Annotated in this window: 13 protein-coding genes and 1 pseudogene; 3 read left to right on the top strand and 11 right to left on the bottom strand. The window is 58.2% G+C overall.

Annotation, left to right across the window (positions count from 1 at the left end; genetic code table 11):
* Window positions 1–3: 3 nt before the first annotated feature.
* The 10 genes from trbG to trbB form a co-directional block, all read right to left on the bottom strand.
* Window positions 4–885 carry a P-type conjugative transfer protein TrbG gene (gene trbG, locus AC07UK_RS25655; protein WP_494686667.1) on the bottom strand — a complete coding sequence of 294 codons (882 nt, stop codon included), beginning with the start codon at window positions 883–885 and terminating at the stop codon, window positions 4–6.
* 12 nt (window positions 886–897) lie between these two features.
* A complete protein-coding gene (locus AC07UK_RS25650) occupies window positions 898–1,674 on the bottom strand; it encodes a VirB8/TrbF family protein (protein ID WP_494686668.1) in 777 nt (258 codons plus the stop codon).
* A gap of 25 nt (window positions 1,675–1,699) precedes the next feature.
* The gene (gene trbL / locus AC07UK_RS25645) at window positions 1,700–3,676 is read right to left on the bottom strand and encodes a P-type conjugative transfer protein TrbL (protein WP_494686669.1); all 1,977 of its coding nucleotides are present in this window, start codon (window positions 3,674–3,676) and stop codon (window positions 1,700–1,702) included.
* Between the two features lie 25 nt (window positions 3,677–3,701).
* Window positions 3,702–3,893, bottom strand: coding sequence for a hypothetical protein (locus AC07UK_RS25640; RefSeq protein WP_494686670.1), 192 nt, complete (start codon window positions 3,891–3,893; stop codon window positions 3,702–3,704).
* 16 nt (window positions 3,894–3,909) lie between these two features.
* On the bottom strand, window positions 3,910–4,644 hold the full coding sequence (locus AC07UK_RS25635; RefSeq protein ID WP_494686671.1) for a TrbJ/VirB5 family protein: 735 nt from the start codon (window positions 4,642–4,644) through the stop codon (window positions 3,910–3,912).
* A 2-nt stretch (window positions 4,645–4,646) separates the two neighbouring features.
* The gene (locus tag AC07UK_RS25630; protein ID WP_494686672.1) at window positions 4,647–5,108 is read right to left on the bottom strand and encodes a hypothetical protein; all 462 of its coding nucleotides are present in this window, start codon (window positions 5,106–5,108) and stop codon (window positions 4,647–4,649) included.
* Between the two features lie 388 nt (window positions 5,109–5,496).
* Window positions 5,497–8,097, bottom strand: coding sequence for a VirB4 family type IV secretion/conjugal transfer ATPase (locus tag AC07UK_RS25625; protein WP_494686673.1), 2,601 nt, complete (start codon window positions 8,095–8,097; stop codon window positions 5,497–5,499).
* A 7-nt stretch (window positions 8,098–8,104) separates the two neighbouring features.
* A complete protein-coding gene (locus tag AC07UK_RS25620; RefSeq protein ID WP_494686674.1) occupies window positions 8,105–8,440 on the bottom strand; it encodes a VirB3 family type IV secretion system protein in 336 nt (111 codons plus the stop codon).
* A 12-nt stretch (window positions 8,441–8,452) separates the two neighbouring features.
* Entirely contained in the window at window positions 8,453–8,818 is a 366-nt protein-coding gene (locus AC07UK_RS25615) for a TrbC/VirB2 family protein (RefSeq protein ID WP_494686675.1), read from the bottom strand.
* 20 nt (window positions 8,819–8,838) lie between these two features.
* Window positions 8,839–9,843, bottom strand: a complete 1,005-nt coding sequence (trbB, locus tag AC07UK_RS25610; protein WP_494686676.1) for a P-type conjugative transfer ATPase TrbB — start codon at window positions 9,841–9,843, stop codon at window positions 8,839–8,841.
* A 129-nt stretch (window positions 9,844–9,972) separates the two neighbouring features.
* Here trbB and AC07UK_RS25605 point away from each other — a divergent pair, with 129 nt between their 5' ends.
* The gene (locus tag AC07UK_RS25605; RefSeq protein ID WP_494686677.1) at window positions 9,973–10,944 is read left to right on the top strand and encodes a TcpQ domain-containing protein; all 972 of its coding nucleotides are present in this window, start codon (window positions 9,973–9,975) and stop codon (window positions 10,942–10,944) included.
* A 4-nt stretch (window positions 10,945–10,948) separates the two neighbouring features.
* Window positions 10,949–11,398, top strand: a complete 450-nt coding sequence (gene pilM / locus AC07UK_RS25600; RefSeq protein ID WP_494686678.1) for a type IV pilus biogenesis protein PilM — start codon at window positions 10,949–10,951, stop codon at window positions 11,396–11,398.
* Window positions 11,399–11,591: 193 nt separating this feature from the next.
* On the opposite strand, the pseudogene AC07UK_RS25595 reads toward pilM, so the two are convergent.
* Window positions 11,592–11,729 (bottom strand): annotated as a pseudogene (locus AC07UK_RS25595) (DapH/DapD/GlmU-related protein); the annotation flags it as partial.
* On the opposite strand from AC07UK_RS25595, the gene AC07UK_RS25590 reads away from it, so the two are divergent.
* The gene (locus tag AC07UK_RS25590) at window positions 11,664–12,017 is read left to right on the top strand and encodes a hypothetical protein (RefSeq protein WP_494686712.1); all 354 of its coding nucleotides are present in this window, start codon (window positions 11,664–11,666) and stop codon (window positions 12,015–12,017) included. The pseudogene AC07UK_RS25595 and the gene AC07UK_RS25590 overlap by 66 nt on opposite strands.
* Window positions 12,018–12,078 lie beyond the last annotated feature (61 nt).

Below are 12,078 nucleotides of genomic sequence, written 5' to 3'. Positions count from 1 at the left end.
CCCCTACCAGAACAGGCCACGACGCGGCGCCTTGTCCCAAGTAATCGACACCTTGCTCTGGTTGGAGTCGACGCCCACCACGAGCATTGCTCGATCAAAAAGCTTATCCACGATGTAGTAGGCGTCCTTGACTCGGTAGTTCACGATCTGCGGCTTGTTCTCGCGATCTAGCAGCAGCAGAACCGGCGCCTCGGCCGAACTCATAAGTTGCGGCATCTGAACGTATGTCCGCACGCCGTCATTGAATACGCGAGTCGGGGTAAAGGACGTTTTGTCCCCTTCAATCGCATATCCAAAATCGAGCTTATCGACCGATGCATTGGGGAGCTCTGCAACGACGCGCGAATCCTCTTCCTTCGCCCGTCGCGCTCCCTCTTTCTCTGCATCGTTCCAGTCCTCCACCATCTCCTGCGGGTAGTAGAACCCGGCGCGGTTCATGTAGTCGCGTTCATTCGCGCTCGAGTAGAGTCGGACGTGATAGGTCCGGCGATTGGTAGTAATGATCATGTTGGTCTCGAGCGCCGTTTCCGTCGGCTTCACCATCACATGGGTCACTTGTTTCTCTGCCGGACCAGACTGTGCCTTGGAAACGATCCACCTGGCCGAGTCCCCGAGCATAGGCTTTCCAGTAATCAGTTCGCCAGGCTCAAGCTCAATGTCACAGGCCCGCAAAGGCGCGCATGTAATCGTCGGCAGGTACTGCCCAAAGGGATAGAGAATCTTCCCGTCGTCGGACATGATCGGCTTGGCGACTCCCGTTTGTTGCCATTTCTTCGCCTGCGACACTGCGGCGTCTTCCAACGTCAGAAATTTTTTGCCGCTTGCTGCAGTCGAGACGAGGGGTACAGCGGCCATCACAAGGGCCATCAGCGTATGCTTTTTCACGTCGACTATTCCTTAAATGCCGCTCTGCTTGGACCAGCTGAAGTCCGTTACGAAATACCCCGCCGGATTGCGACGGATGCCCTCTTCCGTATCCTGTACGGAAAGGCTGAACGTCAGCTTGACCTTCCACCGCTCTGTCCGAAGCTTTTCCCCCTGGAGATTGCGCCACTCTTCCGTCCACTCAACATCCCAGGTATTGCCTCCACTCGGCAGAGCCAGAGTGACCACGGCAGTTGCGGTTGACGTTGCGGCCGTCTTGTAGGGCTCGCGCTGCCTATAGAACTCATCCAGCTTCGTTTTGGCGCCTGAGTTGGCTGCGACGCGGGCATACACCCATTCGATGTTCTTCTTCGCCGCCTTGAGGTCGCCAATAATCGCGCGAGCGTTCTCGACCCACTCAATCGTCTGGCCCCGAATGATCCGACGCGAGTCAATTGGATGGGACTGGTCAACCGGCCCGACAGCCACGACATGCCCGATCTGGTCCTGCAAGACCACAAACGGTTGAAACTTCGGCTTCAGAAGCGCGTAACCGTTAAACCCAATCGAGATAGCGAGGAGCGCTGACTGCATGCAAAAGGCCACCTGCCAGTTGTGCTTCGCCTTGGCCAGATTCATGTAGCGATCATCCTGATCGCGACCATGTGCAATGTATGGGTTCTCCGCGTTCTTCCCCTTCGCAGCCTTCGTCTTTTCAGGAGCCGCCGGCACCTCCACAACGTCCATTGGAGAGACTTTTGCCGCAGCCGCCTCCGTCTGAGTGGACCTGTTCTTGTTACGCCAGAACATAGATGTCGTTCCTTACATTTTTAAATCAGTCACGGGTGTGGCTGATATCGATGTTGATTGCCGCGTTCGCCGCGCCGTCTTGCGGGATGTAACCTTCGAGCCCTCGCACCCTTTCAGCCAGGCTGCTTGGCTTCTCTCCCTTGCCTTGTCCGGAGGAAGCAGTAGGCAATTGACGATCCCCGCTGAGGGACGCGGTAGAAGCGTCTCCGGTAGCGCTGTTAGCGCCTGCGTCCAAAGCGCCTGCTCCGTCAATGGAACTTCCGGCAACAGCTGGGCTCGGGCTCGCCGCAGCTGACTGCGGCTGCGGCGCCTTAGGCTGCGGTGCTGTCGGTGCCTGAGCCGCCGTTGGAGTCGACGGGGCCGAAGCGACCGGAGCCGCTGCCGGCGCGGCCGAGGCGGCTTGCGGCGTTCCCGTTGTCCCGACGCCAGCGCTAGTTGCGCTCGGGCTTGAGGGCGTTGAACCAGCTGCAACCGGCGTTGCCGCGCCCCCTGCACTTGCCGAGACTGCCTCGCTGTTCGAGGTGCCCGCCGCTGCGACGCCACCGTCGGACGACGCTCCTGAGCTTCCTTCACTTGCCGCGGGAGTCGAGCCAACATCAGAGGTAGCCGACGATGTATCTCCCGCCGGTGCGGTCTGCGCCCCGGCAGTCGCGCCTGCTGCGGGGGACGCTGGCGCCGGAGCGGGCACACCGGCCACGGACCCGCCGCGGCTCGCCTCGATGCTCGACGCAATCTTGCCGCCCGCTGACTGACCCACCTTGTCTGCGAAAGCCGAACGCGCTGACTGAGCGGTGCCGCTGGCAGCCCCGCCCGCGAGGCCAGCCCCATGACTCGCAACCTCGCCAATCGCGTGACCCAGCGCACCAATACCTGACTTCCCGTGATCGCCGGCAGAAGCCAAACCAGCATTCAAGGCTTGATGCAAACCGGAGGCTCCAGCAGCACCCTGGCCGACTCCACCCGCCGCAGCCGCGCCCGTCGCCGCAGCCGCCGCACCGGCGCCAACCGCCGCGCCCGCAACGGTCGCTGCAGCACCAGCCAGCCCACCGGCGGTGAGGTTTGGACTGCCCGACATCATTGCCGCCGAAAGCTGCGGAATATTGATTGCCAGGTATGTGTAGACGAAGGAGACACCAAGGATCACCATGCAACTCTTGATGAGTTCGTTCGGATCGATCAACTGCCCGGAAAACAGCGTCTGGCCACCGCCAACAATCGCATATAGCAGCATCAGCTTGATGCCCGTTCCAACCGCAAACTGGAGATACTTCGTCGCAAAGTCAGTCGTCCAGCGCGATCCGCCGAATCCAAGCAAGATCACGCCCAATCCGATGGCTATGTAGCTTTCCACGAGCGTGACGAGCAACTGTGCGGCAACCCACAGGAATGCCAGGAAGATGAGCAGAGCCATGAAAGTGACGGGGAACACGACCACGATCTTCTCAGTGACGCCGAGTCCCTTGAGCGTCTGAAATGCGCCCATCGCAAGGTCCAGCCCCTTGTTCACGATGCCGTCAGGCGTCAGATCGCCCACCCCCGCTGCCGCCTTTCCGATCGTAATGAACGATTGAATGATGGCTGGAATCCAGCTGTCGGACATCTTCAACAGAGCAAAGAAGAATCCGACCGTAAATATCTTCCGAACTAGGGACGAAAGAACCTCAGCAAAGTCGTTTTTCTCCAATACATATATTACTGCCGTCCACCCGAAATCGATCAGCACGAGCTTCCAGAATAAGCCTTGAGCGAAGCCCTTGACTACGGAATACCAGCTATTCTGGAAGCCTCTGAACTTGGCATCGATCGAATCAAGTTGCAGAAGGGAGGTGTCCGCCGACGCTTTCAATGAGACGGCGGCGTACAGGAGGAAGATGCAAAGCACGCCCCAACGCAATTGCTTTCGAAAGTTCGGTTGCTCCAGCACCCCTCGGATGAGGGAGACTTGCAGCGAGTCCAGATACCGTAGCAGCCAGAGGGCAGACGAGCGAATAGAAGGTTGCATTGGGATGTGCCGGCGCTAGGCGCCACTAGTCCGATTTACGTTTGACAGAATTGCTCGAAATGCCGCCGAAGGCCTTGTCGACACCGGTGTCACCCGACGACTTCTGCGATGCAGAGTCGTTTGCCGATACCGGAACCGGCTTATCGACCGTCTGTTGACCACAAGCCGCGCATACAACTGCGGCGAACAACACTGCGATGAAGAGCTTCGATTGCATTTCTTACCTTTGTTGGTTACTGGCCCCTTACCGACTTCGACGCAACCCCGCCGAATGCCCGCTCAAGGCCATACTGTTGTACGTCTTTCTCGCTCTGTTGTGCCGCGGCAAACTCGTTCTGGCTCTGAACCTGCGCCATCTGAAGTTGCCGGAGCTTTTGGAGCTGACCGACAAGCTGCAGGCTGATCGCAGAGCCGGCCTGCACTGCTTGCATCTGGCCTTCCGCCGTTCGGGACTTGTAAGCGAGTTCGTTAATCATACTCTCCTCACTCCCGAAGGCTTCTTGGTGCGTCGTCACAAGCTTGATTGCATTCTTCGCCGCGCTCAGGTTCGTATCCGACCAGTTTTTATATGCATTTGCAAAATTCACAGAGGCCCCGTAGCCGGGATGATTGCCTTTGAACTGCTGATTCATCTGAGCAAGGCTGTACGCGGCTTGCTGGCCGTTCACATAAACCTGGCGCAGATCTCTAAATGCTTTTTGCATATCCTGATCCTGAAACAGCTGTTGCGCCGCCTGGTCGAGCAAGCTGCTCGGCGTCATCTGCTTGAGGTTCGTCAGCATGGTTTGATACTGATTCATCGCTGTCACAGTCTGCCGTGCATTCTCTGAATAGGTCATCAGCAGCTGGATATTGTTGAGGATCTGCGTGGGCTCGGTAGCGCCGATTACCGCGCCGGCTCGTGCCTGGAGCGCAAGGGTGCTAACCAGCAACATCGCGAGAATACGGACCACAGACTTCAGCTTCATTATTAGTTTCCTCCAACCGGTTCGCAAATCGTAGATAAGTCAGGTGTGATGTACCGCACAAAGCTGTACTTGCTCAGCTTCCTCATATCCTCCTGAATCAAGGACCTCTTGAAATGGTCCTCATTCACTGGAGGGATTGTGCGGTCCGGCCATTCTGCCTTTGCCTTGGCAACGGAAAGCACGGCTTGGCGAACCATATTCTCCGAGGCGACGGACAACGCTCCATAGCCGACGTACAGGCTCCAGTTCAGCCAACCAGGAACATTGGAGAGGGGGATCTGCAAAGTCTGCGAAACAAGGCCATCCCTCCGAATAACAGCAGGAGGAAAGGCGACGCCTGTAAAGGGCTCCCAGCCATACTGGCCGAGAAATGCAGCTTGCGTCTGTTGAGGGTCATGTGTACCGACATAGATCAGGCCTGGTCGGCCCACGTCCTCAGCGTTAATCGCAAGTGCCACGTTCAAGACTGGAGTGCGCCCATTGCATGTCACCCCTCGTTGCGTCACCGAAACGGACGAAGGGCCAGGCGTGAATGGCGCTGCCAAACCATGATGGGCGACCCCAACGGCCAACAGCCAGCCCACCGCACAGCGGGTGATTTTTGAGCTTCTCATTATTTGCTAGGGCAATATGCCCTTCCGAGGCCAACCAGCCTGCGGACCGCCGCGAGAACCCCGCGCACGGCCAGCACGCCGACGAATCCAACAACGCTGCCCGCCATCGCTGCCAACAGGCCTACGACGGGAGCACCAAGAGCCAGAACCAAAAGCACAAGAGCAGTCATCGTGAATCTCCCTTTTTTGCCTTCGTGCTTTTATTATAGCATTCCTATGTGATATTACAATATCACTTTCATGTCGCCAAGCTGCGGCGGCTGCGCAAGAGGGATGCCCATTCGGCCAAGCCGTCGCCCCATTCTTTGGCTGTAGCACAGTGCATGAGCCAGTCAGCCCCAAAATTGTCTGTGCCGGAAGCGAGGATGCGTCGCGCCTGCGCAATGTCTTCCACGCCACTGCAACCCACGAACGCGAGCGCCACGGGGCCTAGCCCCAGCCTGAACCTGCGCCGGCCGAGCGGCGACGCGTAGTAGTAGTCTCGCTTCTTCTCGCCGCGGCCGATGAGGTCAATCTGCTGCTCGTTGAGACCAATCCGCTCATACTCTTCGCGCACGCTTGCCGTCCGCAACGCTTCGACATTGGAAAGGAAGAACTTGGTCGGGCAGCTTTCGTACAGGACGTCCCGGATCTTGCTTTTTCCAACGTCAGAAAGCGATTGTGTCGCAAAGCCGACAGCGCAGTTGCGCTTCCGCATCACCTTCAACCACTCCTTGATCTTGCTGCTAAAGATCTCGTTGTCGAACATCAACCAGGCTTCGTCAAGCACAAGCAAGGTAGGCGATCCGTCAAGCAACGTCTCGATTTTGCGGAAGAGATACAGCAACACAGGGACTACATACTGCGGCCCCTTGCTCATGAGGTGCTCCATCTCGAACACAATGAAGTGGCTATCCGAGAGCGTGTCGTCTTCCCCATCCAGCATTTGGTTGTTGCCGGCAAGGGTGTACGTCCGCAATGCTTCCTGCAGCTGGGTATCTTGCACCTGCGATACGAAATGCGTCATGGTGCGCAAATCCGGATCGCCATCCGCCAATGACTGGAGAGCGTCAGCAACGAGATTCCGATGCCTTGCCGTGACATCGACCTTTGCAAGCACTAGGCAGGTCTCGATCCAATCGAGAGCCCACAGCCGCCACGATGGTTGGTCCACATGCCGCAATGGGCAGAGAGCGTCTGCATATGGCTTGCCTTTGACGATGCTGGGGTGGTCGCCACCCAAATCATAGTAGGCCCCCTCGACACCCGCACATGCAACGAAAGATGAGTAACCCTTCTCGAACTTGATGGTGCGCGCATACTGATAGCGAAGATGCTGAAGCTCCATCAGGTCGATAAGCGTCGATTTGCCTGCGCCCGTCGGACCAAGGGCCAGGAAGTGGCCGACGTCATGGACGTGCGTGCTGATCCGGAATGGGGTACCGCCCGTGGTATCCGCGTACAGCAAGGGCGGGCTGTTGGGTGGATAGAAGGGGCACGGGTTGCGGTCAAGGCCTGGCCATGTCGCGGTGGTCGGCATGAGATGCGCGAGATTCATCGTATGGACGATTGGTCGCCGCACGTTCTCGTACCCGTGGCCCGGCAGGCTCCCGAGGTAAGCTTCCACCGCATTGATGGTCTCGAGCCGGACAGCAAAGCCGAGATTTCGGATCGTATCAACGCAGAGATTGACCGCCTCGAGAAGCGCCGGCAGATCTTCGTCCATCAAGACGATGACGCTGGTGTAGTGCCCAAACCGAACACGGCCTGACGCCGCTTCACCCATCGCGCTCTGCGCATCAATCATCATTTCAAGCGCATCCTGGTCCACCGCGCCAGACGTACTATTCGAAACGGTATCGCGAAGCCCACGGATCTTCTGCCGCCACTTCTTAAACATGCGCTCGAGCAGCGTGCGGCCTTCCTCGGGGTCCATGAAGATGAAGCGCGTATTCCACCGGTAAGCCACCGGCAGCGAGTTCAACACATCCAGGATGCCCGAGTATCCGAACGACGGAAACCCGTCGATCGCCACCACGCGAACATGCTTCTGGCCGATCTTGGGAGTGTTGCCACCAACGAAATCCTGGCTGCCGACGATCGTATCCACGGTGATGCCGACCCTCGGTCTTGCCAAGTATTGCGAGATGCCGGTGACACAATAGTGGACATAGCCAAGAAGGTCATCCACTAGGTACTTGCGACGGTCGCCCGCATTCACGCGTTCGTGACAGCGCATGCGTGTCATGGAATCGAAGACCATTCGCAGCTCTCCCTCCAATGAGTCGAGCGCAGCATTGAACTGAGCGATGAGCTTGGCCCGCGATGAGGCATTGGCGCTCTGAAGCTCTTCACTGTGTTCAAACATCATTGCTGTCGCCTTGCTTTCCGCTGCACGCGGCGGCAACCAGGTAAGAACAATGGCGTAGTGACTTTCGTGGTGGCGCCCTTCCCCGCCGTACTGTAGCCGGCGTTCCTCGTCTATCAACTCGGCGACTGGATGGACAAACGATGTCCGCGCGCTGTAGCCAACCGCATCCCCGCGGTTCGCGTCGATGTGGGCCATCCACCCCGAGCCGAAACGCGCCAGGGCATTGTTGACGCGAAGCGAGATCGCATCCAGTTCGGCGTTTGACGAGGATTCTGCGTCAGTCCCCCGGTAGAAGAACCCGCCGATGAGTTCCCCCCCCTTCCCCGAAAGTACGCCGTCCGAAACAGGTTCAGCGTACCGGAGCAAGTCCGCAAGGCCTTGTTCCGAATCACGGAACTCCTCCTGCATGCCCGGCGGCTTGCGCAGGAAAGCGTAGGCGATTAGGACGCCTTCCAGCAGAATGACCAGAATAATGAATAGAACACCCATGGTTCACCTATTTGAAATCGGGGTATCGCGGCGCCGGCGCATCAAAGCGGCCCCGTGCCGGATAGAAGCCCCGATACTTCCGCGCACGCTTCAGCACTGCCCACATCCGGGGGTCGTTCTTTGCGAGCTTCCTCAGCAAACCAATACCAACTAGCCACAGTGACGCCGCCGCAGCAATGCCATAGAGCAAGTTGAAGCGAACAGTGAGCAGGTAGGCGAAGTACAGGGACACGAAGGCGAGCAGCAATACTTGCGTGCGCTCTCCGCCGAGGAACATCAGGATACGAACGCCGGCCCGATGAATCGGAACTTTGATAAGTTCGCTGCGATGATCGCTGCTCATAGGTGCCCTCGATTAGACGCTGCAGGCGCTGGCCCCGGCGCCCATCTTGACAGCGATCCAGCCCACAAACGAAGCGCCACCGATCATGATCGCAATCGCCATGACGATGTTCACGACCTTCTTCATGATCCCAGTGAATTCCTCGCCCCACAGAAAGCCACCAGCGGCGGCAGCGAATGCAATAGAGCCTATGGCGATCGGCGTGGTGCCCCTGAACCAGTTGGCAACGCCGCAGAGCGGGCCGTCCCACGGCGCCGCGTCCGCAGCCAGGGCGGCACCTGTGTAGATGCACAGCCACGCCACGACGTTGAGTTGGAGAAACGATGGTTTCTTCGCTTTCAGCACGCGCCACGCGCTATTCATGATGTTGTGATTCATAGTATTCACCTTTTTAAAAATTAGACTACATCAGAAATGATGTACTCGTTGGTCACGCTGTCATAGCGCTCTACCTGTGCCACTTGCTCCACTACCCGCTTTCCCGACACCTCCCCTTTCTTGATGACCACCAACACGTCAACTGCCTCAGCAATGACGACCGGATTGACGACGGCAACGCCTTCCTGCACGCACTGCTCCACGCGCAACAGCCCGCTTCGTGCGTCGTTGGCGTGAATGGACGCCACGCCACCCGGATGACCTGTGTTCCACGCCTTCAGCAATGCATTTGCTTCCTTACCCCGCACCTCTCCGACAATGATGCGGTCCGGTCGCCAGCGCAATGTAGACCGCAGAAGATCAAGCATTGATATGGTGCGCGTCGTCTGCACCATGACCTTGTTCTGCGCTGCGCACTGGACCTCGGCCGTGTCCTCAATAATGACAACGCGATGCTGAGGGGTATGCTTGGCGATGGCAGCAATAATCGCGTTGAGAAGCGTCGTCTTGCCCGACGCTGTGCCACCGACGACAAGGATGTTTTTTCTCTGCTTAACCGCCTCGAGGATGGCGTTATAGAACGGCAACGATATGATGCCGTCCTTGACGTAGTCCTCCAGTGTGTACACCAGCAGTGCCTTCTTACGGATCGAGAAGCTTGGCCCTGCCGCTGCCGGAGGGATAACGCCAGAGAAGCGAGAGCCATCGAGGGGGAGATTTCCGTCGAGTAGAGGATTCTCAGCCGTTACGGTTGTATCCAGCACTGAGGCAATAGTGTTCATCAGGCTCAGCGCCCTGGCGGGCGGCATCCGATCGCCCGTGTCCAACATGCCGTGCCCAACTTTGTAAAGCCAGATTCGGCCATCAGGATTCAGCATGATCTCTTCAACGCTCTCATCCTGTAGGGCGTTCATGCAGGTAGCTCCCAGGCTGCGTCGGATAGATTCATTCAGCCGTTCAGCGGGATCATTACCATTACCAGGGCCCACCCCGGCCCGCGCCACTTCCGCAACAGTCGCAGTCATCTCAAGGTTTCCTGTGTACGATTCCCGTATTGTGCTTTTAATTTAGTAGAATGTGCAATAGCATAATATCAGAGCCTTCCGGGCAATCACAACCGCCCCGAATTTCCAACGTCAGAAACTGGACTACCAATGAAAGCAAAGCAACTCGTGGCTGCACTCGGCTTCGTTCTCGCAAGCACTGCACATGCAACCTTCTACGTCGATGAGGACGCACCGCAGCAGACGGCGACGAACCCGAGTGCGATGTCAACAACGGCGAGCTTCGAAGTCGGCTATAGTATTCGTCGCTCCGTCTTGGGTCCCTCCTCGCGCCGCACACTGACAGACAGGCTGGAAGACGCCATCGACGCCGATCAGATAGTCGTCACGGGCTACGGGGATGCGGCGGGAAGCAGTACGCTCGCCCGGCAACGCGCCACGTCCGTGAAGCAGTGGCTGACCGAGAATGGAGTCGCCGCAGGCAAGATCGTTATCGAGGAAGATACTTCCGCACGAGAACCAGGTGGAAGTAAGCGCGACGCCAGCAAGGCAACCATCGCACTACGCACAGCGACGCGCCTGCCTGCACCGAAGGCTGAGCTGAAGACGGCCCCGCTGTATCGTCCCGAGGCGGTTGCTGCTGTGCCATCGCCTGCGGCTCGTGCTACATCGGCGGCCACCGCCGTTGATGCGATAACGCTTCAGACGATGACAAAGGTTGTCTCTATGGCCCAAAGCAACCTTCTCCGCCCAGAGGACGCCTACCGCCTGCTTGCTGAACTCCTGCAACCTAAAGGGCCGCAGAATGCAGGCACGCTCTCCGTCGCAGCACCGGCGCTGATACAACCTGCCCCTCTCATCGTTCCTGTCGTCGAGCAACCTCGCACTTGGGTACTACAGAAGGGCAAGACCCTCAAAGAGAATCTCGATGCATGGGCTGCGACGGCAGGCTGGTCCGCCCCCACCTGGCTCGCGTCCAACCCCTACCGCATTACGGAGGATCACCCCATGACAGGGACATTCGTGGAGGTGTTGGGTCAGCTTGCGAATCTGGTACCTACCGTGGACCTGCGGGTAAGGAAGAGCGCCCAGTCCATCCAGGTGGTCGACGCAAAGCGGTAACGGTATGCTGGGATACGTAATCGCCGCGGGCGCAAGCGCCATTGCGTTAGCTGTCACTCTGCAGACCGGCGACTATCTCCGCCAGTCGGCCACTGCGGGCGAAACAAATGCGCTGGCCGGAAATATGCTCAACTACTCCAAGCGCGTATCCGACTACGCAGTGACGAACCCCACGACCAATGGGGTCGTGCCCGACGCGTCTCTGGCGCTGCCCGCTTGGTTCGTGAAATCTCCTGGCATTGCCAACTACGTGGATGCTGGGGTGCCATACGTCTACTATCCACAGGGGCGGCCAGGTCTGGCGACCGCAATCGTGCGCATTAGCAAGTCGACTGTCCATGCCGGCACAAAGAGTGGTGCCGCAATCACCCTACCCCAAGGATCTGGACCTTTCACCCTTGCCAAGCCCCTCCCCTCAGCCGTACCAGACGGCGCCACAGTCATCGTGCCGTAAGCCCAAAATCGAGCCCGCATCAGTCGGGCTCGACTTCTATCGAGCCCTCGGTCAACGCTCCGGGGGAACCAGACCGAACTTAATGCTCAACGCATTCCGCTACTTCGGCACGAGTATCCTTAGCGTCGGCTAGAGGGAAGCTCATCTTTGGTGGTTTGAGCGCTCCATCGTCATGCCAAGTCCGTTTGACAATAGCCGGGTTACCGGCAACTAAAGCAAATGCTGGGACATCTCGCGTGACCACGGCACCCGCGCCCACTACGGCATGATCGCCGATCGTCACACCAGGGCAAATCAAAGCGCCGGCGCCAATCCACGCATGATTCCCAACCACAATGGGCCGGCTGAAAGACTGCGGATTGCTGCGCCTGAGATAGGGCTGGACATGATGTGTATCTGTGCAGAATTTGACGCCGGGACCGACAAGCACGTGATCGCCGATTCGAACGTCTGCGCCATTGAGAACAACACATCCTATGTTCATGAAGCTGCGGTGGCCCAATTGAAAGTTGCCTTCCCGACCAGCATAGAATGGACGAGCTATTGTGGACTTCGCATGCACGCCGGGGAAAGCCCTGCGCAAGATGCGGTGACGATGACTGCGCGAGAGCAAAGCTGAATTGAAGAACTGGCATGCGCTATCTACGGAGATGCGCTTGCGGAGGAGATAGGCGATATAC

It is taken from the genome of Cupriavidus sp. GW821-FHT07C08, assembly GCF_059419025.1.
This window is presented reverse-complemented; position numbering and strand designations above follow the sequence as displayed.